At 44.0% G+C, this 25,453-nt stretch carries 19 protein-coding genes; 18 read left to right on the top strand and 1 reads right to left on the bottom strand.

Annotated features, from left to right (window positions below):
- Positions 1–139: 139 nt before the first annotated feature.
- From argR to RE317_RS05710, 14 genes are all read left to right on the top strand, one after another.
- Complete coding sequence (gene argR / locus RE317_RS05775; RefSeq protein ID WP_005841035.1) at positions 140–616, top strand: arginine repressor; 477 nt, start codon at positions 140–142, stop codon at positions 614–616.
- Positions 617–638: 22 nt separating this feature from the next.
- Entirely contained in the window at positions 639–1,196 is a 558-nt protein-coding gene (locus RE317_RS05770) for a GNAT family N-acetyltransferase (protein ID WP_005841037.1), read from the top strand.
- A gap of 107 nt (positions 1,197–1,303) precedes the next feature.
- A complete protein-coding gene (locus RE317_RS05765; protein WP_005850744.1) occupies positions 1,304–2,512 on the top strand; it encodes an argininosuccinate synthase in 1,209 nt (402 codons plus the stop codon).
- Between the two features lie 5 nt (positions 2,513–2,517).
- Positions 2,518–3,486 carry an N-acetyl-gamma-glutamyl-phosphate reductase gene (gene argC / locus RE317_RS05760; protein WP_005841042.1) on the top strand — a complete coding sequence of 323 codons (969 nt, stop codon included), beginning with the start codon at positions 2,518–2,520 and terminating at the stop codon, positions 3,484–3,486.
- A gap of 13 nt (positions 3,487–3,499) precedes the next feature.
- Positions 3,500–4,624 (top strand): aspartate aminotransferase family protein, encoded by a 1,125-nt coding sequence (locus RE317_RS05755; RefSeq protein ID WP_008667563.1) that lies wholly within the window; start codon positions 3,500–3,502, stop codon positions 4,622–4,624.
- 183 nt (positions 4,625–4,807) lie between these two features.
- Positions 4,808–5,581: a pyrroline-5-carboxylate reductase gene (gene proC / locus RE317_RS05750; protein WP_005841046.1), complete on the top strand. Its 774-nt coding sequence runs from the start codon at positions 4,808–4,810 to the stop codon at positions 5,579–5,581.
- A 182-nt stretch (positions 5,582–5,763) separates the two neighbouring features.
- Positions 5,764–6,654 carry an AraC family transcriptional regulator gene (locus RE317_RS05745; protein WP_005841048.1) on the top strand — a complete coding sequence of 297 codons (891 nt, stop codon included), beginning with the start codon at positions 5,764–5,766 and terminating at the stop codon, positions 6,652–6,654.
- Positions 6,655–6,986: 332 nt separating this feature from the next.
- Positions 6,987–8,501 carry a glycoside hydrolase gene (locus tag RE317_RS05740; protein WP_008667561.1) on the top strand — a complete coding sequence of 505 codons (1,515 nt, stop codon included), beginning with the start codon at positions 6,987–6,989 and terminating at the stop codon, positions 8,499–8,501.
- A gap of 829 nt (positions 8,502–9,330) precedes the next feature.
- Positions 9,331–12,360 carry a TonB-dependent receptor gene (locus tag RE317_RS05735; RefSeq protein WP_008667556.1) on the top strand — a complete coding sequence of 1,010 codons (3,030 nt, stop codon included), beginning with the start codon at positions 9,331–9,333 and terminating at the stop codon, positions 12,358–12,360.
- 26 nt (positions 12,361–12,386) lie between these two features.
- Positions 12,387–14,153, top strand: coding sequence for a RagB/SusD family nutrient uptake outer membrane protein (locus RE317_RS05730; RefSeq protein ID WP_008667554.1), 1,767 nt, complete (start codon positions 12,387–12,389; stop codon positions 14,151–14,153).
- 201 nt (positions 14,154–14,354) lie between these two features.
- A complete protein-coding gene (locus RE317_RS05725; protein WP_117873321.1) occupies positions 14,355–16,154 on the top strand; it encodes an aryl-sulfate sulfotransferase in 1,800 nt (599 codons plus the stop codon).
- A gap of 113 nt (positions 16,155–16,267) precedes the next feature.
- Positions 16,268–17,446: a glycosidase gene (locus RE317_RS05720; protein ID WP_008667549.1), complete on the top strand. Its 1,179-nt coding sequence runs from the start codon at positions 16,268–16,270 to the stop codon at positions 17,444–17,446.
- 181 nt (positions 17,447–17,627) lie between these two features.
- Positions 17,628–18,506: an alkaline phosphatase gene (locus tag RE317_RS05715; protein WP_372585260.1), complete on the top strand. Its 879-nt coding sequence runs from the start codon at positions 17,628–17,630 to the stop codon at positions 18,504–18,506.
- A 17-nt stretch (positions 18,507–18,523) separates the two neighbouring features.
- Complete coding sequence (locus tag RE317_RS05710) at positions 18,524–20,407, top strand: sodium:solute symporter family protein (protein WP_005850762.1); 1,884 nt, start codon at positions 18,524–18,526, stop codon at positions 20,405–20,407.
- Between the two features lie 391 nt (positions 20,408–20,798).
- Here the strand turns inward: RE317_RS05710 and RE317_RS05705 are convergent, their stop codons facing one another.
- Positions 20,799–21,095 (bottom strand): hypothetical protein, encoded by a 297-nt coding sequence (locus tag RE317_RS05705; RefSeq protein WP_008667544.1) that lies wholly within the window; start codon positions 21,093–21,095, stop codon positions 20,799–20,801.
- Between the two features lie 236 nt (positions 21,096–21,331).
- On the opposite strand from RE317_RS05705, the gene RE317_RS05700 reads away from it, so the two are divergent.
- From RE317_RS05700 to RE317_RS05685, 4 genes are all read left to right on the top strand, one after another.
- The gene (locus RE317_RS05700) at positions 21,332–22,714 is read left to right on the top strand and encodes an aldo/keto reductase (protein WP_117873323.1); all 1,383 of its coding nucleotides are present in this window, start codon (positions 21,332–21,334) and stop codon (positions 22,712–22,714) included.
- Positions 22,715–22,749: 35 nt separating this feature from the next.
- Positions 22,750–24,276 (top strand): 4Fe-4S binding protein, encoded by a 1,527-nt coding sequence (locus RE317_RS05695; protein WP_008667540.1) that lies wholly within the window; start codon positions 22,750–22,752, stop codon positions 24,274–24,276.
- Between the two features lie 17 nt (positions 24,277–24,293).
- A complete protein-coding gene (locus RE317_RS05690) occupies positions 24,294–24,713 on the top strand; it encodes a DUF1893 domain-containing protein (RefSeq protein WP_008667539.1) in 420 nt (139 codons plus the stop codon).
- A 177-nt stretch (positions 24,714–24,890) separates the two neighbouring features.
- On the top strand, positions 24,891–25,445 hold the full coding sequence (locus tag RE317_RS05685) for a helix-turn-helix domain-containing protein (protein WP_005841081.1): 555 nt from the start codon (positions 24,891–24,893) through the stop codon (positions 25,443–25,445).
- Positions 25,446–25,453: the final 8 nt, after the last annotated feature.

Here is a 25,453-nt window from a genome sequence, read left to right as displayed (position 1 = left end):
GTGATTTTGGTTTACTCTTGGGATGATGGATAAGAGCTTTATTGAAAATATGCATAAAGTCGCAAAAATATTCTCTTTTTTGTATCTATATTCCCGAATATTCTGTAATTTTGCAGCCGAATCAGAATAATTATGCAGTATGAAGAGCAAGAATAGCAGACTTGATGCCATTAAGATTATTATTTCGAGCAAGGAAGTAGGTAGCCAGGAAGAGTTGTTGCAGGAATTGGCGAAAGAAGGATTCCGATTGACCCAAGCTACTTTGTCTCGTGACTTGAAGCAGTTGAAAGTGGCGAAAGCAGCCAGTATGAACGGAAATTATGTATATGTATTGCCAAACAATACCATGTACAAACGTATGACTGAGCAACATTCGGCCAGTGAGATGTTGATGCATAATGGATTTATTTCCATTGAATTTTCGGCTAATCTGGCAGTAATCAAGACTCGTCCCGGATATGCTAGTAGTTTGGCTTATGATATTGATAACCGGAACTTTGATGAAATATTGGGAACTATTGCTGGTGATGATACTATTATGCTTGTCATTCGTGAAGGCTGCACAAGAGCGGGAGTGAAGAATGCGCTTTCATTGATTATACCGAATATACAATAAAATAATATAGATAAAAAAGGAAATGGATGCTAAACAAGTGGATGTGATGGTGGCAGATGCCTCACATGAAGTTTACGTTGATAAAATTTTAGATACTATTAGAGAGGCGGCTAAGGTACGCGGAACAGGCATTGCAGAACGCACACATGAATATGTGACTACAAAGATGAAAGAAGGAAAGGCGATTATTGCCTTATGTGGAGAGGATTTTGCAGGATTTACCTATATTGAGTCATGGGGAAACAAGCAATATGTAGCAACTTCGGGATTGATTGTGCATCCCAATTATCGTGGGATGGGTTTGGCCAAGCGTATAAAGGCGGCTTCGTTCCGATTGGCACGTCTGCGATGGCCTAAAGCGAAGATATTCAGTCTGACCAGTGGTGCGGCGGTAATGAAAATGAATACAGAACTGGGATATGTTCCTGTAACTTTCAATGAACTGACTGATGATGAGGCCTTTTGGAAAGGTTGTGAAGGCTGTATCAATCACGATATATTAGTGGCAAAGAACCGTAAGTTCTGTATTTGTACAGCCATGCTTTACGATCCGGCTTTGCACGAAGAAGACACTATTTAATAAATTAAAAATTAAGAATTAAAAATTAAAAATTAAAAGATGGCTGCGCGTTCATGTACTTATTTCTCAGTTTTCAATTTTTAATTCTCAATTAAAATAATATCATTATGGAAGAAAAAAAGAAAAAAGTAGTAGTAGCATTCAGCGGGGGGCTTGATACCTCTTTCACTGTAATGTATCTGGCTAAGGAAAAAGGGTATGAAGTGTATGCTGCTTGTGCAAACACGGGTGGTTTCAGTGAGGAGCAGCTGAAGCAGAACGAAGAGAACGCTTACAAACTGGGTGCTGTGAAGTATGTGACATTGGATGTGACCCGGGAATACTATGAGAAGAGCTTGAAATATATGGTATTCGGTAATGTGCTCCGTAATGGTACTTATCCTATTTCTGTAAGTTCTGAACGTATCTTCCAAGGGTTGGCCATAGCACGTTATGCTAATGAAATAGGTGCGGATGCTATCGCACACGGCTCGACTGGTGCGGGTAATGACCAGATTCGTTTCGATATGACTTTTCTGGTATTGGCTCCGGGGGTTGAGATCATCACATTGACCCGTGACATGGCATTAAGCCGTCAGCAGGAAATTGATTATTTGAATGAACATGGTTTTGCCGCTGACTTTACAAAATTGAAATATTCTTATAATGTAGGTCTTTGGGGAACTTCTATCTGCGGTGGGGAAATATTGGACTCTGCGCAGGGTTTGCCCGAAAGTGCTTATTTGAAACAGGTGACCAAGGAAGGAAGCGAACAGCTTCGTCTTACATTTGAAAAAGGTGAGCTGAAGGCTGTTAATGACGAGAAGTTTGATGATCCTATCAAGGCTATTCAGAAAGTGGAAGAGATCGGTGCACCCTACGGTATCGGCCGTGACATGCACGTTGGGGATACCATTATCGGTATCAAAGGGCGTGTAGGATTCGAGGCTGCTGCTCCTATGCTGATTATCGGAGCCCATCGTTTCCTTGAAAAATATACGTTGAGCAAGTGGCAGCAATACTGGAAAGACCAGGTTGCCAACTGGTATGGAATGTTCTTGCATGAAAGTCAGTATCTGGAACCGGTAATGCGCGATATTGAGGCAATGTTGCAGGAATCTCAGCGTAATGTAAACGGTACAGCTATCTTGGAACTCCGTCCGCTTTCATTCTCTACTGTGGGTGTTGAATCGAAAGACGACCTGGTGAAGACCAAATTCGGTGAATATGGTGAAATGCAGAAGGGATGGACAGCAGAAGATGCCAAAGGCTTTATCAAAGTGACTTCTACACCTTTGCGTGTTTATTATAATAACCACAAGGACGAAGAAATTTAATAAGTATGATTAAAGCAGGAATTATCGGTGGGGCAGGTTATACGGCGGGCGAATTGATTCGTCTGCTGATTAATCACCCTGATGTAGACATAAAGTTTATAAACAGCAGCAGTAACGCCGGCAATAAGATTACCGACGTACATGAGGGACTCTATGGTGAAACGGATTTGGTTTTTACCGACGAACTTCCTCTGGATGAGATTGATGTATTGTTCTTCTGTACGGCTCATGGAGATACAAAGAAGTTTATGGATAGTCACAATGTACCCGAGGATTTGAAAATCATAGACCTCAGTATGGACTACCGTATCAAGAGTGATGACCATGACTTCATCTATGGTTTGCCGGAACTGAACCGTCGTGCTATCTGCCATAGCAAGCACGTGGCCAATCCGGGATGTTTTGCCACTTGTATTCAATTGGGTTTATTGCCGTTAGCCAAACATCTGTTACTGAACGAGGATGTAATGGTAAATGCCATTACCGGAAGTACAGGGGCAGGGGTGAAACCGGGTGCTACCAGCCATTTCAGCTGGCGTAATAATAATATGAGCATCTATAAACCGTTTTCTCATCAGCATGTTCCCGAAATCAAGCAATCATTGAAACAGTTGCAAAACAGCTTTAATGCTGAAATAGATTTTATTCCTTACCGGGGTGATTTCCCGCGTGGTATCTTTGCTACTCTGGTAGTCAAATGCAAGGTGGAACTGGAAGAACTGGTGAAGATGTATCAAGACTATTATGCCGAGGATTCTTTCGTTCATATTGTAGACAAAAATATAGATTTGAAGCAGGTGGTGAACACCAACAAGTGTTTGATTCATTTGGAGAAGCATGGCGATAAACTGCTGGTTATCTCTTGCATTGACAACTTGTTGAAGGGGGCAAGCGGACAAGCGGTCCATAATATGAATCTCATGTTCAATCTGGAAGAAACCGTAGGGCTGAGGTTGAAACCGTCTGCTTTTTAATAAAGAAGAGTTTATGAAATTATTTGATGTATATCCTCTTTTTGACATAAACATTGTCAAGGGAAAAGGTTGTCATGTATGGGATGATCAAGGTACGGAATACCTTGATTTGTATGGTGGTCATGCGGTTATTTCTATCGGTCACGCACATCCGTATTATGTGGAAATGATAAGCAAGCAGGTTGCACAGTTGGGATTTTATTCCAATTCGGTGGTTAACAAGCTACAACAGGAAGTGGCAGACCGTTTAGGGAAACTTTCGGGTTATGATGATTATCAATTGTTTTTGATAAACAGTGGGGCCGAAGCTAATGAAAATGCGTTGAAACTGGCTTCTTTTTACAATGGTCGCAAACGTGTGCTTTCTTTTTGCAAAGCATTTCATGGACGTACTTCACTGGCAGTGGAGGTAACCCACAATCCGAAAATTATAGCCCCAATCAATGACAATGGGCATGTGACTTATCTGCCTTTGAACGATATAGAAGCAGCTAAAGCGGAATTGGCAAAAGGAGATGTCTGTGCGGTGATTATTGAAGGTATTCAAGGAGTAGGCGGTATTCAGGTTCCGGAAGTGAAATTCTTGAAAGAACTGAGTAAGGCTTGCGAAGAAGTGGATGCAGTACTTGTTTTGGATGAAATACAATCCGGCTACGGGCGTAGCGGTAAATTTTTTGCTCACCAACATGCAGGTATCCGTCCCGATATGATTACGGTTGCAAAGGGGATTGGCAATGGCTTTCCGATGGCTGGTGTCCTGATCAGTCCGAAATTCAAACCCGTATATGGACAATTGGGAACCACTTTTGGTGGTAACCACCTGGCTTGTGCTGCTGCTATCGCGGTGCTGGATGTTATGAAAGGTGAGAACCTGGTAGAGAATGCTGCCAAGGTAGGTGCTCATCTGCTGAAAGAATTGAAACAATTCCCACAGATTAAAGAGGTGCGTGGCGAAGGTTTGATGATCGGTATGGAATTTGACGAACCGATTAAGGAACTGCGTCAGCGTCTGCTGTTCGAACAGAAAGTATTTACCGGAGTCAGTGGTACGAATGTAATCCGTCTGCTCCCGCCTTTGTGTCTGACTATGGCTGAGGCTGATGAATTTATTGAACGCTTTCGTAAAGTGTTGGTATAAGCTGGAGATTCAAGAGGGATAATAATCAGCGAAAGAAAATAAGGTCTCGTCAGGAAACATTTCGGTTCCGGCGAGACTTTTTGATTTCATCTTCTTCAAAGTAATTTTATTTTTAGCTTTTCATAATACGTTCTTCTCCTTTTTTCCCTTATCTTTGTAGCTATAGACTTAATCTTTAATAATATGAAAGTAGCAATTATTGGTGCGGGAAATATGGGAGGGGCCATTGCTCGCGGCCTTGCCCAAGGCACTATCATTCCAGCGAGTGATGTAACAGTAGCCGATCCGTTCAGCGGAAGTCTGGAAACTCTACAGGCGGATTATCCGGAGATTAATGTGACAACGGAAAATCCGAAAGCGATAAAGGATGCCGATATCGTTATTCTGGCTGTAAAGCCGTGGTTGATAGACCAAGTGTTGAGTGTGGTTCATTTGACTCCCCGGCAAGTATTGGTTTCTATTGCAGGTGGTGTAACTTTCGAACAGCTGGTAAAGAGTGTAGGTCCGGAACAGACCATATTCCGTTTGATTCCCAATACTGCTATTTCTCAGTTGGAAAGTATGACTTTGATATCCAGTCGTAACGCCAGTAAGGAACAAGAACAACTGATGCTGGATATCTTTAATGAATTAGGATTGGCTATGCTTATTCCTGAAAGTCAGATGGCTGCTACTACGGCTTTGACTTCATGTGGTATCGCATATGTCTTGAAATATATTCAGGCAGCTATGCAGGCAGGTATTGAATTGGGGATCTATCCGAAAGATGCACAGAAAATGGTTGCCCAGTCTGTGAAAGGAGCCGCTTCCTTGATATTGAATAATGATACTCATCCCAGTGTGGAAATAGATAAGGTGTGTACGCCCGGTGGTATGACTATCAAGGGGATTAATGAATTGGATCACGAAGGGTTTGACTCAGCGATCATTAAAGCAATGAAGGCTTGTCTGAAATAGAAGCAACCTCATGGAAATGACGTGGATAACACGGTTCTCGTTTTTGTGTATTGTGTTATCTACGTTTTTATAGAAGGTACTTTTGCAGGTTTAGTATAAAAATATGCTCACTTTTTTGTTTCCGATTTCATATTTCATGTTATCTTTGCTATACAAGATCAGATCTAATGTGAAAGAGAAATATGATAAACACAGAATTGTTCAAAGAAGTGTCACCTTTGTCGGCCAAGGATTGCTTTATTTTGATAGAGCGTCAGAAATCGAATTTTAATTTTCCTATACATATACATCCCGAATATGAACTGAACTATATTGAGAATGCAAAAGGCGCACAACGCATTGTGGGAGACTCCATAGAAGAAATAGAAGAAGAGGAACTGGTGCTGGTCACCAATCCTCAATTGGAACATGCTTGGAGGGATTATAACAACAAGCCGCAGAATATCCATGAAATAACCATTCAGTTTCATTCCGATCTGCTTTCCGACCAGATTCTGAACAGGAACCAGATGATCAGCATTCGGGAACTTTTCCACCGTGCCCGTAAAGGAATCGTGTTCAGCAGGGAGACTATCGCAAAAGTCCGCCCGTTGTTGAAAACGCTGTCTTGCGAGAACGATAGTTTCTATTCCTTGATAAAACTGCTTGTTATTCTTCATGAATTATCATTGGACAAAGGGATGCGTGAGCTGTCAACCGGGCAGTTTGCCATTAACTCTGTTTCCAAAGAGCATACTAACGAGAAGTTGAACAAGGTGCTGGATTATGTTCATTTTCATTTTTCGGAAGTGATCCGTCTTGCAGATGTGGCTAAAATGGTAAATATGAGCGAGGCCTCATTCTGTCGTTTTATCAAACAGCATACTTCCAAAAGTTTTATCGATTTCCTTACTGATATCCGCTTGGGGGCCGCTTCACGTGCTTTGGTTGATTCTTCCTTGTCAATAGCTGAAATAGGATATGATTGTGGCTTTAATAATCTATCCAATTTCAACCGTATCTTTAAAAAGAAAAAAGGAGTGACTCCTAAAGAGTTCCGTGATAATTATCGTAAGAACAAGACTATCATTTAAAAGGTTCGGCCGGAACTTTCTCATGGACTTGCCTGATTTTGACAGCACTAAAAGAAAACGGATTTTCTGAAAGTTCGGGGATGTTGTAGGATTTGAATGCCTGGAAATAATGTTCCGTGTCTTTTTGCGGTACTACGAACGGCTTGTAAGTTGTTTTTTCTTTATTCGGATAGCCAGAACAAGGCTTCTCATATTGACGGTCTCTATTTTGATAAAATATCATAAGTATATGTTCGGATAGTATTGGTTTGTCTGTCGGTAAATTTCCATCTTTGCCTTTGGGTTACAACCTGGTAAAACTTTGAATACTAACCTTAAAAAAGACAAGTGTCATGAAAAAGCTATCTTACCTTTTTGCCGTGGCGGCTTCCGCCGCTTGCCTCTGTGCCTGTACCGATGTTACCGATGTTCTTCCGGCAGAACAAATCCCGGCCGATGCACGTAGTACCTTGGGGGCCGACGTAGTTCTTCAGTGGAACAACGAAGAACAAACCATCGATGGTTTTGGTGTGGCGCAGGCCGGCTGGTCCGACTATCTTTATGCCCACCGCAAGCGTCAGGAGATTATGGATGTGATGTTCGGACAGGACGGGCTTCGCCTCAGTATCCTCAGGGGCGAGGTATTCCCCCATTACGATGAAACCACGTTTAATATGGACGAGGATATCAATCTGTCTTTGGACGATCCTTTTTTCGATATTGATTTCAACCGTGATGAGAATCGTGTTGCCGAAGGCATCGCACAGCGCAACGGACAGTTGTGGATCATGAAAAAAGCGAAGCAGGAATACGGTGTGGACAAACTCATCTTTTCCGTTTGGTCTGCTCCGGCTTATATGAAAAGCAACGGCAGTACCTCGCAAGGTTTTTTGAAACGCGGCAGCTACCAGGCCTTTGCCGACTATCTTTCCAATTTCTGTGATGCCTACACAGCGGCAGGTCTGCCTGTCTATGCCATCTCTCCGGCCAACGAGCCCGAGTATGCGGCAAGCTGGAACTCATGCCTCTGGCTTCCCGGTACCACTACGCTGGGACCGTTCATTGTGAATAACTTAGGTCCCAAGTTGCGACAGACCCATCCCGAAACCCGGATTATCTTTGGCGAGAATGCCCAGTGGTCTGCCATTCTGGGCTTTATCATGGGCAGTAAAAATTATGTGCGCGACATTCTGAACCTGAATCCTAAAATCACCAACTTTCCCGTCATTGCCGCCGGACACGGCTATGTGGATCCTGTGACCGGGAAAGATCCTGCCATTGAACCGTTCAGCAAAGCCGAATCGAAGGGAATTCCCGTGTGGTTGACCGAAATCAGCGATCCTACGGAAAGTTATGATGCTACCATGACCAGTGGCTTGAAATGGGCGAAGAAGTTCCATCGTTTCTTGTGTGAGGCCAATACCGGCGCTATTGTGTGGTGGGCAGGTGCTATACCGGATGGCGGAACCACCGAGGGGCTGATTAACATTGAAAAAAACCGCGTGGACTATGAAGTGACCAAGCGTTGCGAGGTGTTCGGCAACTTCTCCCGTTACATCCCTGTAGGAAGCAAGCGCATCTCGGCGCAATATGATTTCGAACAAGGCTATATGGTGTCTGGCTATAAATATGGTGACAACGGTTACACGGTTGTAGCCATCAACCCTGCGGATCATGAAGTAGTTATTTCGTTGGCTCTTGAAAGCGCTCAGGTTTCCGGTGCTTTGCAAGGCTATGTCACCGATGACACCCGTAAATGGGAGCTGGTGGAAGCTGTTCAACCTGCCGATGGTGTCTATACCTTGACATTGCCGGCCCGTAGCGTGGTTTCCTATACCGGAACTGTGTTGAGTAGTTCGTCTTTGTAACGTTGATTCTGTTTTTATTTCTACGCTGCAATAGTTTTTTGTTCCGTCATTGTATTGCGCTGATAAACAGTAATATGCGGTGACGGAATTTCCTGTATCCCCACGAAGTACTTTTTCGTTTTTTCCTTGCAGAAGCCGGTTCGTCGGATATCGGTTTCCATGTCGGGTACGTAATCTTTATATATGTACGGCAGTATCCGTGCAAGGGGATGGGAGTTTCCATGCAAGAAGACTGCATCATTTGTTGCACCACTCGGCTGAACGTGCCTTTTCACTCAAGTGAAGTGCCGTTGCCACCTCTGTGAAACGGTTGCTTCACCAAGGTGAAGCAATAAAGTCATAAGACTGTTTTCACGGTTGCATCCTGTTGATAAAATACATCTATTGAAGTTTTGTCATTTTGTGTGTGGCGGTTGTTGTGTTGTACATTGATGAACGATACCGCCGCTTACCTACCGGTTGAGAGCCTTTATGGATGTTTTTTCACAGTAATTGGTTGATAATTAGAAGAATACTGTGTAGGAAAAATTTTATATTTCACGTTCAATTCAGATGTGTTTTCCATTGTCTTGAAGAATTTTTTTTGATATTGATAAGATTTCATTGTTTAATGCTTGAATTGTATTTGTTCCTGCTTGCTTGAATTGCCATCTTTGCAATGTTAATTTTTAATTCAAATAACTATGAAAACAAAGACATTCTTAATTTCAGCTGCTATTCTTCCATCCATGGGGCATTACCGTTGTTTGCGAAAGCAATAACGTGTTGGAAATCTATTTTTAGTTAATTTTACAGCAATATTTTTTAATTAAACTCTAATACATTATTTATGAAACAAATTGCATTTACATGGTTGCTGTGCATACTTAGTATATGTGCCTATGCTCAGCAAATTACTGTTACCGGAACAGTGACGGATGCGGAGAATAATCCGTTGATTGGTGCGGCTGTTGTTGTAGTAGGAACTACGGATGGCGTGATTACCGATTTTGATGGCAAATATACCATTAAGGCCGCTTCCGGTCAGTCTTTGAATTTCTCTTATGTAGGTTATCAGGAGCAAACTGTTAAGGTTGATGGCCGCAGTGTGATTAATGTGAAATTGTCGGAAGGTGAATTGTTGGACGAGGTGGTGGTTATCGGTTACGGTACAGTGAAGAAAAGCCATTTGACAGGTGCGGTCGCTTCTGTTTCCGGTAAAGAGTTACAGGCAAATGTTGCACGTAGTGCTTCAGCTGCTTTGCAAGGAAGAGTTGCCGGTGTTACTGTGTCGGCTGCCAACGGTCAGCCGGGGGAAGGCTTGAATATTAATGTCCGTGGTATCAGTTCATTGAGTGCCACCAGTCCGCTTTATGTGATTGACGGTGTGTATGGTGATATCAATATGGTTGATCCCGCTGACATTCAGTCTATTGAAGTGTTGAAAGATGCTTCGGCTGCTGCTATTTATGGTTCTCGTGCTGCTAATGGTGTTGTATTGGTCACTACTAAAGGCGGTCGTTTGGAAACTCCTGCCCGTGTAACAGTGGATGCCTATACAGGCGTTCAGATGGTTGCCAAATACATTGATGTAATGGATGGTAATCAGCTTCGCGATTTGGCAAAGGCTACCGGTTATAGTTCGGCAGAAGGGTTGCTGAATTGGAATGGAGGTGCTGGAACAGACTGGCAGAAAGAACTTTATAACTCGGCTATGGTGAGCAAGGTTAGCTTGAATGTATCTGGAGGAAACAAGACTTCGACCTATAATCTGTCGGGAAGCTATCTTAACCAGGATGGTATTGTGAATACTACCGGTTATGAGGCATGGAACATTCGTGCTAAGAATACTTTTTCTTTTTTCAATAATCATTTGCGTATGGGGACTACGTTGATGATGAAATTCTATAAAAAGAAGTACGAAGATGTTTCATATACCTCCGCTCTGACAGCTGTGCCTATGTGGAATGTATATGGTGAAGATGGCACTTGGGGTGTCGCTCCGGAATGGACCAGAGGAGATAATCCTGTAGGTTGGACAGAAGCCTATGATTACCAAAGACATGGAATAGACATTTTATTGAATGGCTATGCCGAAGTGGATTTGTTCTTGAAAGGATTGAAATATAAATTCAATGTAGGTATAAACAAATATACAAGACGTAATTATGCCTATAGTTCTCCTTATTATTTCAGTTCTACTTCACAAAAGAATGAAGCGGAATTGTCGGAAAGTACAGACTGGGAGAACGATTGGTTGATTGAAAATACAATCAATTATGATAATACGTTTGGCAATCATACGGTTTCTGCTTTGGTGGGTTATTCTGCCCAGCGTAACAATGCGCGTGGTTTTGGTGCAGGACGTAAGGGTTTCCCGGAAGGTTTCTCTGTGATTGACGCCGGTTCGGTTTCTTCACAAAATACATCGGGTAGCGCGTGGGCCAATACAATGATTTCTATGTTTGGGCGTGTGATGTATTCGTATGCCGATCGTTATATGCTGTCTGCTTCTGTTCGTCGGGACGGTTCTTCCAAATTTGCAGATGGAAACCGCTGGGGCACATTCCCGTCTGTATCTTTGGGTTGGAATGTGATGAATGAAGATTTCTTTGAAAATATCAAGGAAACCATGAATGAATTGAAAATTCGTGCCAGTTATGGTGTATTGGGTAATTTGAGCGGCATTGGCAATTATGCTACCCAGTCTGTTGTTTATAAAGGTATGAATAACATGATGGGCACAGAACTTTGGGAAGGTGCCATTACCGGTAAGGAATGGACTTCACCCATGAATGTGACTTGGGAAAAGACGAAGACCTTGAACTTGGGTTTGGATTTTGCTTTCTTGAACAATAAGTTCAGTGTCAGTGCTGATTATTTTATTCAGAAAACAGAAGATATGTTGTTGTCTATGCCGCAGTCTTTGAGTTTTGGCTTGAGTGGGAATCCTACAGTAAATGCAGGTACAGTAGAAAACAAAGGATTTGAAATTTCATTGAATCACCGTAATAATGTAGGCGATTTGTATTATCATGTAGGTGTCAATGCCACCTTTATCAAGAATGAACTGACGGAAGTAAACGGAAGTCGTGATGAATGGCAGGGATTCAATCCTCATGCCAAAGGAACGATTACTTATGCCAAGACCGGTCATTCCATAGGTTATTTCAATTTGATAAAGACGGATGGTGTATTCCAAAGCCAACAAGAAATTGATGCGTATGTGGATAAGAACGGTAATAAGATCCAGCCTAATGCACAACCGGGTGACTTGCGTTTCGTGGATTATAACGGAGATGGTAAGATTGACAATAATGACCGTCAGGATGTAGGCTCTGCTTTCCCGAAAGTTAACTTGGGTGTAAGTCTGGGTGCTGAATGGAAAGGTTTGGATTTGAATATGTTCTTTGACGGAAACTTTGGCAACAAGATTTACAATGCCCAGTATTATAGTACGGTTTATAATGAATCAACGGGAAACCAATATGCAGAACGCATGAACAGCTGGACTGAAAACAATCATTCTGACATTCCTCGCTGTTTGTTTGGTACTAGCGATCCTAATGGTACAAACTGGGGCTATACGGACCGTTGGTTGGAAAATGGTTCATTCTTGCGCTTGAAGACTTTGGAATTAGGTTATACGTTGCCCAAAGTATGGGTATCTAAAGCCGGTTTGCAGAATGTGCGTGTTTATACGGCTATGGAAAACCTTTTCACTATAACCGATTATAAAGGATATACTCCTGACTTGGGTATGGTAGATGCCGATGGTGCCGGTACATCAGGTGGTTCGGGTGTAATGACCCGTGGTTGTGATGACGGTCGTTATCCGATGGCACGTACTATCACCTTTGGTTTACAAGTAAATTTCTAATTAGGAATAAGTAATATTTGCAGAATATGAAAAAGAATTTTATAAAATACATAGCTGCATTGGCTGTAGCTCCAATGTTGTTGTCTTCTTGTAGTGATGACTTTCTGAATGAGATTGATCCTAACCGTCAGACTCCGACCACTTTCTGGACATCCGAGGATAATGTGATGAAAGGCTTGTCCGCAGTTTATAATCCTTTCCGCCGTATGACCAGTGGATATTATGGTGGGTTGGAAGGTATCATGCATCTTCAGATGCGCGGTGACGACCTTTACCCCACTCGCGGAGAAGAACCTTATATTTGGGAATATTTGTCGTTTGTCAACACAACGAATACAAAGGATTTGAGCTGGGGAAACATCTATGAAGGCATTCAGATGGCGAACGAATTCATATATCGTGCGGCTACGGTTGATATGGACGAAACCAAACGTGAGCAAATGATAGGTGAGGCTTATTTCTTACGTGGATTCTGGTACTTCCGTTTGCGTACTGATTATCGTGATGCGGTTATCCGTACTCTCCCGCAGGATGCAGATCCGGAAACTCATGGACTGTCTAGCGGTGATGAAGTGCTGGAACAGGCTATTTCAGACTTTAAGGAAGCCAAGTCTCGTTTGCCTAAGCTTCGTTCAAGCGATGAGAACGGTCGTGTAACTCAAGGTGCGGCTATTGCCATGTTGGGTAAAGCTTATATCTGGAAAGGGGATTATCAGGCCGCTAAGGATGAGTTTGAAATTATAATGAATGGTTATGGTTACGATTTGACTCAAAAGTATGAGGACAACTTCCGTGACGATACGGAATTTAATGCTGAATCTATTTGGGAAATCAATTATGATGCCAAAGGTAATTCGGGTGACTCTTGGGGCAATGGCACTAGTGACGACTCGTTTATGGGAAACAACCTTGCTCATTATTTTGGCCCGACACTGAAAGGTGAGAATATTGGCGGTGGTTGGTATAAGATGCAGCCTTCTCCCTATTTGATAAAAGAATTCATTTCCGAACAGCGTCCGGAAGGATCTGATTCCAAATGGGATAAGCGTTTGTACACTACGTGCTTCTTTAAATATTCTGATTTCGGTGATGTGAAGCCGGATGAAAAATTCTATGGTGGTAAAGTGGAATTTGATGATATGTTTAAATGGACGGTACTGCCCGAAGGCGATGGCAAATATGGTATTGCCAAGCAAGGATATGCTCCTGCTTATCCGGTTATCGAGGGTGTTCAAGGGCGTTTCATGATGAAGAAGTTTGCAGCTTGGTGGGTTCCCACAGGATGTACGATGTATTCTAACGATGCCGGACGTATCAACAATTTACGTATTATGCGCTTTGCAGAAGTTTTGTTGCTCCACGCTGAGGCTTGTCTGGAAACCAATGATGAAAGCGGAGCAATGAAAGATATTAACCGGATTCGTGTACGTGCCGGGCTGCCGGAGAAAAACTTGAGTGGAAAAGATGCTATAATGACAGAACTCCAGAAACAGAAATTGCTGGAATTTGCCGGAGAGAATATACGTTGGGATGATATGGTTCGTTGGTACGGAAATGATCCTGCTAAGTTGAAAGCTATCATGCACGAACGCAAGACCGATTCTCAACATTATGAATTGCTTTACGAAGAAAATGAAAGTGGTGAAAAGGAATTGGTAGGATATAAACCGACAGACCGCATTTCGGATACACAAGGATTTGACCATTTTGAAGCTAAATTCTTGTACTTCCCGATACCTCAGGCAGAGGTGGACGCTAATTTGAATTTGGAGCAAAAGCCGGAATGGAGATGATTGTATTGAACTGATAATTAAAAAGTATGAGAGGTGTGTCAAAACGTGGATAATGCCATCGTTTAGTTCGCAGGGGCGAGGTCCGCTCGCCCGAAAACAGTTTGCTTTGTGTCTTCGGGCAGGTAAACCCTTCCCCTACAACTGACGATGGGATAGGCCCGGTTTAGTTTTGACACACTCCCATAAAAACAATGAAGCCAAATGAAAAGGAAAGGATATTATTTATGCTCTTTGTTGGTTATGATATTTGTATTTTTGTCATGTCGTGATGAAGAACAGGATTGTACCCAAGCTATGCAGGATATACAAAACCAGTTGAAGGAAAATGATTTATTGAAATCTGTTTCTCAAGAACGTGAACAATGTGTTTTGTTATTCGAGTCCAATAAGATAATTTTTCCGCAAGAGTTAATCCAAAGTGTAGATGTGGATGCGGAAAACTGGAAAACGACTTTGACATTTGCCAATGGAAGCACTTATGTTATACCTACCTTAGGTACTTCGATTGACAACTTGATATTGAGTTCTACAGTCAATCCTTCCGGTTGCAATCCATTATCGGCCAGTGTAGTTGTAAAATTACCTGTATTGGGACGCATTAAACTGATTGTACACAGCAAACCGGGAAAGCATACGCCTGACGTGGAATATACATTTAAAGATGTAGGATTAAAACAGAATATTCCGGTATTGGGACTTTATCCCAATTATAATAACCAGATCACTTTAATTTATACGGATTTGCAAGGAAATGAACGTGCTCGGTCCAATCTAAAGCTTCAGACGAAAACATTGGAAAGCAGAAGGCTGCCTAAGGAAATCAGAGTGGTAAAGGCTCAATATGACCGAATGGAGCCAGGCATGAATTTGGTAAACTCCCCCGGACAGGATGAAACAGACACTTCTATCCCTTATATGATAGATGCAGACGGAGAAATCCGTTGGATTCTTGATTGGGAGAAGTCGGATGAACATCGATATATCGGAATCGGGTGCGGATTGATCCGGATGCAGAACGGACATTATATGACCGGTGACGGAAACCATCATCGGATGGTGGAGGTGGATATGATGGGAAGTACAATTCATAATTGGGATATGCTGGAAAGGGGATACACTATGCATCATGCCATATCTCAAGATAAGCAAGGCAATATATTAGCGACTGTGAGCAAGACTTCCGCTAAAATCGCCAATGGGAAAGATGTACGGATAAATGATTTTATTATTATGATGGATCCCGAAAAAGGGGAGATATTGCAAGAATGGGATTTGGTGCACATGTTGGATTCGGCTCGCTATGGAATGACCGATTATGATCTAACCTCAGACCCTTTTGCACAAAGTGCCAGTAATTGGGCGCATAATAATGGTATAGTAGAGTGGGGAGATGATTATCTGGCTACAGCTCGTTATCAAGGAATCTTTAAGTTTAATAAAGCTGGAGGTATTGAGTGGATTATATCGCCTCATGGGTATTGGAGAGATAAATACTTGAAATTATTATTGAATCCTCTTTATGCCGACGGGACTCCTATTACTGATCCTGAGGTGATAGCCGGAACGAAGAATTGTGATGATTTTGAATGGCCTTGGGGATGTCATACAGCTGTCCCATTACCTAATGGACACATTCTTTATTTCAATAATGGTTATGGGCGTAACTTCAAACTGGATTTTACAGACAGGAAAAATATTTATACTTGCGGCATAGAATATGAAGTGGATGAAGTGAACCGTACGGTTCGCCAAGTTTGGCAGTATGGAAAAGAGCGTGGTGCCGCGTATTTTACTCCAGCCCGTTCCGGGGTGCAATATTTGGAACAAACGGGTAACAGATTAATTTGTCCGGGAATGAGCAATGTGCTTAGCAATGGCAATCGTGGTGCACGCGTGACAGAAGTAGATCCTGAAACACAAGATGTTGTGTTTGAGTTGGAATTGGAAGATGCGATTTACCAGCGGGTTTACCGTATGTCTCTTTATCCTGAGAACCAATAACAACACTGTATAGAATATGATTGATTTTTGATAAAATAGTATAATTCTAGATGCTTGGATAGCATTCTTTTACTGTAAAAGATGGATTGATAACAATGAAAAGAAAATAAGATATGAACGGATATTTCAAAAAACAAATAGAAGCATTGCGCCAACGCCATGAAGCGTTGTTGCAACGTCCTAATGAAATGCAGGAAGAAACGAACGGTATCATCCGCCGTTATGTTTATCCGGTACTGACACGCCAGCATATTCCCCTGGAATGGCGCTATGACTTCAACCCTGCCACCAACCCTTGTTGTATGGAGCGTATCGGCTTTAATGCTACCATGAACAGTGGTGCCCTGAAATGGAACGGAAAGTATCTGATGGTGGTCCGTGTGGAGGGAGCAGACCGGAAGTCGTTCTTTGCCATAGCCGAAAGCCCTAACGGGGTGGACAATTTCCACTTTTGGAAACGTCCGCTGGTATTGCCCGATGTGGATCCGGCGGAAACCAATGTGTATGATATGCGTCTTACCGCTCACCAGGATGGATGGATTTATGGTATCTTTTGCAGCGAACGCCATGATGACAAGGCACCGGCGGGAGATCTGTCGGCGGCGGTGGCAAAGGCGGGAATCGTACGCACGCGCAATCTGGTGGACTGGGAACGGTTGCCCGACTTGAAAGCGGCGAGCCAACAGCGCAATGTGGTGTTGCATCCCGAATTTGTGAATGGGAAATATGCCCTCTACACCCGTCCGCAGGATGATTTTATTAATGCCGGAAATGGGGGAGGAATAGGATGGGCGTTGATAGACGACATCACCCGGGCGGAGGTGAAGGACGAAATGATAATAAACCACCGTTATTATCACACGATCAAAGAGGTGAAGAACGGAGAGGGACCGCACCCCATCCGCACCTCCCAAGGATGGCTGCACCTGGCGCACGGAGTACGCGGATGTGCCGCCGGACTGCGCTATGTGCTCTATCTCTATATGACCGCAGCCGATGAACCGTGGCGCGTCATAGCTGAACCAGCCGGCTATCTGCTGGCTCCGCTGGCGGGGGAAAGGGTGGGCGATGTGTCCAATGTGCTTTTCTCGAACGGATGGATAGCCGATGACGACGGTACGGTATACATCTATTATGCCTCCAGCGACACGCGGATGCACGTGGCGGTTTCTACGGTGGATCGCTTGGTGGACTACTGTCTGCACACGCCTGCCGACGGATTGCGTTCCGCAGCTTCAGTGGCGGCGGTGAACGCGCTGATAGATCGCAACGAGGCATTTCTGAACGGGTAAAATAGAAGGAATATAAAGGCATTGATAAGATAAAGTCGTTTTTAATGCGGAATGGCTGTTTTTTAGGTGGAAAGAGAAGTGGATAATGCCATTTATTTTCTTGTCGAAAGGGAATAAATGGCTAATTTTGTAATTATAAACCCAAAATAGATATTGTATGAAAAAGATTGCTTTATGGGCTATGTGCATAGCCGTAATGGTGTTGTCGGGTTGCCGGAAGGCTCCGGAATGGAAAGCGGAACATGTGTTTGTCATCGGTTTGGACGGATGGGGCGCCTACAGTGTGGAAAAGGCGGATATGCCGAACGTGAAGGCGTTGATGGATGCCGGATGCTACACGTTGAAAAAACGCAGTGTACTTCCTTCATCCAGTGCTGTAAATTGGGCTTCCATGTTTATGGGGGCAGGTCCTGAACTGCACGGGTACACGGAGTGGGGATCAAGAACACCCGAACTACCCTCGCGTGTGCTGAACGAGCATGGCATTTTCCCCACCGTGTTCAGCGAGTTGCGCAAGGCGGCTCCCGATGCCGAGATGGGCGTACTGTATGAATGGGATGGTATCAAGTATCTGGTAGATACGCTGGCTTTGAACCATCATGCGCAGGCACCCGACTATAACACGCATCCTACGGCTTTGTGTGACATGGCCTGTGAGTATATTACGCAGAAGAAACCGGTGTTGAGTGCTTTCTGTTTCGACAACCCTGACCACGTGGGGCACGGTGACGGACACGATACTCCGGCTTATTATGCCAAACTGAGAGAACTGGACGGCTATGTGGGCCGTATTGTGGATGCCATCAAAGAAGCGGGTATTTATGAAAACAGCATCATTATTGTCACCGCTGATCATGGGGGAATCAATAAGGGACATGGCGGAAAGACCATGGAGGAGATGGAAACGCCGTTCATTATCGCCGGAAAGAACATCAAGAAGGGGGGAGCTTTCGAAGAGAGCATGATGCAGTTTGACTGCGCGTCTACTATAGCATCTGTTTTCAATCTGGAGCAACCGCAGGTGTGGATAGGACGCCCCATGACACAGGTGTTTGAATAAAAGATGAAGCGGATACTATGAAATTGCATATCGTTGATATTCTGATTATTTGTGCTTATCTGATGGTTATTGTCGCCATCGGGTTGTTTTTGAAAAAGAAGGCGGCAAAGAATATGGATTCTTATTTTTTGGGCGGAAAGTCGTTGCCGTTTTATATGTTGGGACTGTCGAATGCATCGGGCATGTTTGATATTACCGGCACCATGCTGATGGTGTATTGGGCTTTTGCTTATGGGTTCAAAAGTCTGTGGATTCCATGGTTGTGGCCCGTGTTCAATCAAATTTTCCTGATGGTCTATCTGTCGGTGTGGCTCCGCCGGAGCAATGTGCTGACGGGCGCCGAATGGATAAAGACCCGTTTCGGGCAGGGGCGGGGGGCTACGCTCTCGCATACTATTGTCATTGTCTTTGCTCTGCTCAGCGTGCTGGGTTTCTTGAGCTACGGGTTTATCGGAATCGGCAAGTTCATGGAGATCTTTTTTCCGTGGGAGGTAGTGTCGCAGTATGTGCCCTGGGATATTCCGGTACAATATGTGCCTCATTTTTACGGCATTTTCTTTACGGCCATTGCTACCTTCTATGTGATGCTGGGCGGTATGCTCAGCATTGTGTGGACGGATGTGGTGCAGTTCCTCATCATGACGGTGGCGGGTGTGGTCATTGCCATTATCGGGATGAACATGGTGGCTCCTGAAATGATCCGGGAATTTGTGCCTGCAGGGTGGGAGTCGCCTTTCTTCGGCTGGACGCTGGACATTGACTGGAGTGAACGGATGAGTTTGCTGACGGAACGCATGGCGGACGAGCCTTACAGCCTGATGGGTGTCTTTGTGATGATGGCGTTGCTGAAAGGGATTTTTATGAGCATGGCGGGGCCTGCTCCGAACTATGACATGCAGAAGATCCTGTCGTGCAAGTCACCCAAGGAGGCGGCGCTGATGAGCGGTTCGGTATCGGTCATTCTGCTGATTCCGCGTTATCTGATGATTATGGGGTTTGCGTTGCTGGCTATCTATTTCTTTAAAGTGGATGGAGGACTGGAACAGATGACGGCTGTCCACACGGATTTCGAAACAATTCTTCCTCACCTGATTACGAAGTATGTGCCGGTGGGGCTGGCGGGTTTGTTACTGGCAGGATTGCTGTCGGCATTCATGTCTACATTCGCTTCTACGGTGAATGCGGCACCGGCCTATGTGGTGAATGATATTTATCTGAAGTATATCAACCCAAGGGCTTCCGTCAGGACACAGATACGGGCGAGTTACCTTGTTTCGGTACTGGTGGTGGTTATCAGTACGGTGATGGGCTTTTTTCTGAAGGACATCAACGAGATTTTCCAGTGGATTGTGGGCGCGTTGTTCGGCGGATATATTGCCGCCAATGTGTTGAAGTGGCACTGGTGGCGGTTTAATGGTGAAGGGTATTTCTGGGGAATGACTTCGGGTGTGGTGGCTGCCATTGTGATGAAGTTCACGGTGCCCGATTCGTTGGTACTTTATTTTTTCCCCGTGTTGTTCGGCATTTCGCTGGTGGGTTGTATCGTGGGTACGTACTCGGCACCTCCTACTGACGAGGAGACGCTGGTGAACTTCTATATCCGGGTACGTCCGTGGGGGTGGTGGAAACCGGTGGCGGCCAAGGCGGTAGCACGCTATCCGCAGGTGACGCGCAACCGCCATTTCAAGCGGGATATGTTCAATGTGGCGATTGGTATCGTGTGGCAGTGCTGTCTCACTATTGTACCCATGTATCTGGTGGTGCGCGGTACGGGGGGACTCATTGCGTCGGTGTTGCTGCTGGTGGTGACCACCGTGGTGTTGAAATATACCTGGTACAGGCCGTTGTGCAGGGAAGAGAAGGAATATGATGAGTTGATGAAACGTATCGGAATGGACTGATAGACAAAAAAGGGTAAATGTGTCAAAACTAAAATGGCTACCCCGCAAAGTTACAGATCGTATTTATAACACTTAAAAAAGGGTCGTATCAAGCTCTGTATTGAGTAATGATACGGCCCTTTCTTTAGCCTTTTAGGATGTTCAAATGCCAGATTATAAGTTCATATTTTCAAAAACAGAGTTTTGACATCCTCTTTTTGTCTGTCAATATCAACCGGAAGGTTTAGCTCACTTCGGGCGGCTCCAGTATGCGGCTGGCGTACTCATGTTGTAGCGGTAGCTCGACACCTTGTTTCATCAATATTCTTCCGGAGAACATTTTGTTGTCCAGTGGCAGCGGACGGGCATCTTTTCCGGTTTAGTTCCGTGATGCGGTATTGCTTGTCGGCTTTCAGCCTGTCCATGCGGAAACGGGGAATAATCTGATTGCAATAATGCTGAATCTTGTAGGCAAGAACACGGCATGTTTTTTCTGTGGGGTGTAGAGCATCAGTGAGGAAACACCTTTATCATTGTAAGGCGAGATGAGACGGTATGATAAATTGTCCAGCTGTATCATCGGACGGATTTTCTTGTAGGTAATAATGGCTTCACGTTTTCGGGGACGGACAACGGCAGGGAGGTGTTCGGAGTAGCTATCAGAATATCTTGTTCCTATACCCGGAGCGGAAAGGAAGAGAAGAGGCATAAGTTTGCCGGAAGTAGTTTTTTCATGGGATGGTATTTTTTTGAAGAATAATGATCTGTATGTTTGGAGTTATGCAAAAATGAAAGAAGTTTTTGGCATTTTATGATAGAATATTATTCATGTGGCACTATGTGCGCATTTTATGTAATTATGAGGTGCTTTGCCGCAATAAATATCAAGGAATCTTTTTATCTTTGCGAATATTGGTAATCAGTGCTTAAGTATAAAAAAAGGTTATGGAAAAGAGAGATAAAGAGGAAATGAGCCGCAGGAAGTTTCTGAAGATAGTAGGCGTCAGTGCGGCTGCATCGGCGGCAGCCCTGTATGGTTGTGCATCCGAAGGGAAACCGGCTTCATCCGAGGCTTCTGTGTTGGGCGAAGTGCCTGTGGATAAAATGACGTATCGCGTTTCTCCCAAAGGGGAGCGTGTTTCACTTTTAGGATATGGATGTATGCGCTGGCCGTTGAAACCTGCACCGGACAGCGATGGAAATGTGATAGATCAGGATGCGGTGAATGAACTGGTGGATTATGCTATCGCTCACGGAGTGAATTATTTCGATACATCTCCTGTCTATTGCCAAGGGTTTTCTGAAAGAGCCACCGGTGCGGCCTTGAAACGTTATCCCCGCGAAAAGCTCTTGATTGCGACAAAGATGTCCAATTTCCAAAACTATACTCGTGAGAATTCCATCAAGATGTACCATCAGTCGATGAAAGAATTGCAGACGGATTATCTGGATTATTATTTGCTTCATTCCGTAGGTGGAGGGGAAGGGATCAAGACTTTCCATGACCGTTATATTGACAATGGAGTTCTTGACTTTTTACTAAAAGAGCGTGAAGAAGGCCGTATTCGTAATTTGGGATGGTCATTTCACGGATCGGTGGAAGTGTTTGATTATTTGCTGTCGCTGGATGTGAAATGGGATTTTGTGCAAATTCAGATGAACTATGTAGATTGGCGCCATGCTTCGGGTAGAAATGTTAACGCGGAATATTTGTATGGAGAGTTGGCCAAGCGTGGAATTCCGGCTGTGATTATGGAGCCGCTGTTGGGAGGACGTTTGTCTAAACTGAACGACCACCTGGTGGCGCGCTTGAAGCAGCGTCGCCCGGAGAACAGTGTGGCATCGTGGGCGTTCAGTTTTGCCGGTACGTATCCCAACGTGTTGTGTGTGCTGAGTGGAATGACTTATATGGAACATTTGCAGGATAACCTTCGGACTTATTCGCCCTTGGAACCTTTGAATGAGGAAGAAAAAGAGTTCTTGGAAGAAACAGCCCAATTGATGCTGAAGTTCCCTACGATTCCTTGCAATGACTGCAAATATTGTATGCCCTGTCCTTACGGGTTGGATATTCCGGCGATTCTGGTGCATTATAATAAATGTGTCAACGAAGGAAATGTGCCTAAAAGCAGTCAGGATGAGAATTACCGCCGTGCACGGCGTGCTTTCCTGATAGGTTATGATCGTAGTGTGCCCAAACTGCGGCAGGCAAGCCATTGTACCGGATGTAACCAGTGTAATCCGCATTGCCCTCAAAGCATTGATATTCCCAAAGAACTGCATCGCATAGACGCATATGTGGAACAGTTGAAACAAGAGACTTTATAATGGAATGGATAAACATGATAAAATAACGAATGCTTATGTTACGTAAAATAAGACTTGCCGCCGCCCTTTTGTTCTTTACAATGATCACGTTGCTGTTTTTGGATTTTACTGGAACTGTGCATGGTTGGTTTGGCTGGATGGCGAAAATACAGTTCCTTCCTGCCGTGCTGGCATTGAATGTGGGGGTGGTGATAGCCCTTGTTTTGTTGACTCTGCTTTTGGGGCGTGTCTATTGTTCGGTTATCTGTCCGTTAGGGGTGTTTCAAGATATCATTTCCTGGGTTTCGGGAAAGGTAAAGAAGAATCGTTTCCGCTACTCGCCTGCTTTGTCGTGGTTACGCTATGGGGTATTGGCAGTGTTTGTCGTCGCTTTGGTAGCAGGGGTGGTTTCATTGGCGGCGTTGATTGCTCCTTACAGTGCATACGGCCGTATCGTTTCTAACCTGCTGACACCTTTGTATCAGTGGGGGAACAATGTACTTGCCCTATGGGCGGAGCGTGTGGACAGTTATGCTTTTTATTCGGTAGATGTTTGGATGAAAGGTCTTTCTACTTTTGCAGTTGCAGTGGGTACTGTGATTGTGCTTTTTATTTTGGCATGGCGTGGAGGAAGAACTTATTGCAATACCATTTGCCCGGTGGGTACAGTATTGGGATTCTTATCTAGATATTCTTATTTTAAACCGGTTATTGATACGTCTAAATGTAATGGTTGCGGACTTTGTGCTCGTAATTGCAAGTCTTCCTGCATTAATCCCAAAGCACATGAGATTGATTATTCCCGTTGTGTTGCTTGTATGGATTGTCTAGGCAAGTGCCGCCAAGGGGCAATAAAATATGTATCGGGGCAGATGCTTCTGAAGAAACAGACTCCGGCAAGTGAAGGAATTGGCAAACAGGTTTCTCAGGCGTCTTTAAACAAAGAAAAGGTAGATACTGCACGGCGTGGGTTCTTTACGGTTTCGGCTTTGATTGCTGCAAGTGTTGCCGTAAAAGCTCAGGAAAAGAAAGTGGATGGCGGTCTGGCTCCTCTTATAGATAAGAAAGTTCCCAAGCGTGCCACTCCTATTGTTCCTGCGGGAGCATTGAGTTTCCGTCATTTTGCGCAGCACTGTACGGCTTGTCAGCTTTGTGTGTCGGTGTGCCCTAATCAGGTATTGCGTCCGTCCGGTGATTTGAAACATCTGATGCAGCCCGAGATGTCTTACGAACGTGGATATTGTCGTCCTGAGTGTGCGAAATGTGCAGAAGTATGTCCTACTGATGCTATTCACTTGGCTGATCTGACAGAGAAGTCATCTGTACAGATTGGTCATGCTGTGTGGGTTGCTCAGAATTGTATAGTGAACACAGATGGGGTAAGTTGTGGAAATTGTGCCCGTCATTGTCCTACGGGGGCTATCTTGATGGTTCCTAAAGATGCCGATGATGGAAAATCACTTAAGATACCGGTTGTGAATACAGAACGTTGCATCGGTTGTGGCGCTTGTGAAAATCTTTGTCCGAGCCGCCCGTTTAGTGCTATTTATGTAGAAGGTCATGAGATGCATCGTATTATCTGAATGAAATAGAAAGGAAGATGGATGAATTAATCAGATTGTTGCATGAAGGCGGCTATTCCTGTGTTATCAGAAAGGAAGAGATCCGTACTTTTACCCAACGCGGGGTAGCCGATTTATATGATTTGCTGAATCAGCATCCGGTCTTTTTGCATGGAGCGCAGGTTGCTGACAAGGTGGTAGGAAAAGCAGCTGCCGCATTGATGGTGCTGGGGGGTGTCCGGGAGGTTTATACGGATATCATCAGTGAGCCTGCATTGGCTGTATTGCACAAGGCGAATATTAGGGTGGAGTGTGTTCAAATAGTTTCTCGTATTTGGAACAGAAACCGGACAGGTTGGTGTCCTTTGGAAACTCTTTGCTATGAGTTGGAATCGCCTGAGGCTATGTATCCGGTGATTCAGAATTTTGTGGAAAGGATGAGGAGCTTCGGAAGCTAACTTCGTGGTTCTTGTCTTGTTTCAAATGTGCTGATGATGCTGTACGTTCGGAGAGTAAACGTTTTGCATATAATCTTAACTAATGTTGTCTGTCAGATGGTTTTCTTCGAAACTTAATGAAATTTTGCTAGGAATTCTTAAATCTTCATTATCTTTGAAGCATAAAACAATAAGATTATGAGTGACCAGATAAAACAAATAGCTGAGCGTCTCCAGGGATTAAGGGACGTTCTGGAACTGACTCCTGATGAAGTGGCTAAAAGTTGCCAGCTTTCAGTGGAAGAGTATTTGGGTATGGAAAGCGGGGAGAAAGATATTTCTGTCAGTGCTTTACAGAAAATAGCCCGTAAATACGGTATTGCATTGGATGTATTAATGTTTGGTGAAGAACCTAAGATGAGTTCTTATTTTCTGACCCGTTGTGGTTCAGGAGTGTCGGTAGAACGGACCAAGGCGTATAAATATCAGTCATTGGCTTCCGGTTTTCGCGGGCGTAAGGCTGATCCTTTTATTGTGACTGTAGAACCGAAACCGGAAAATACTCCGATTCATTTTAACTCACATGAGGGACAAGAATTCAATTTGGTTATTGAAGGAAGAATGTTACTTAATATAAATGGAAAAGAATTGATCTTGAATCCAGGTGACAGTCTTTATTTTGATTCTTCTATTCCACATGGTATGATGGCATTGGATGATAAGACTGTGAAATTCTTGGCAGTAATATTATAATAAATTGA

This window comes from Phocaeicola sp. GP0067, assembly GCF_031119655.1.
Lineage (GTDB): Bacteria > Bacteroidota > Bacteroidia > Bacteroidales > Bacteroidaceae > Phocaeicola > Phocaeicola vulgatus.
This window is presented reverse-complemented; position numbering and strand designations above follow the sequence as displayed.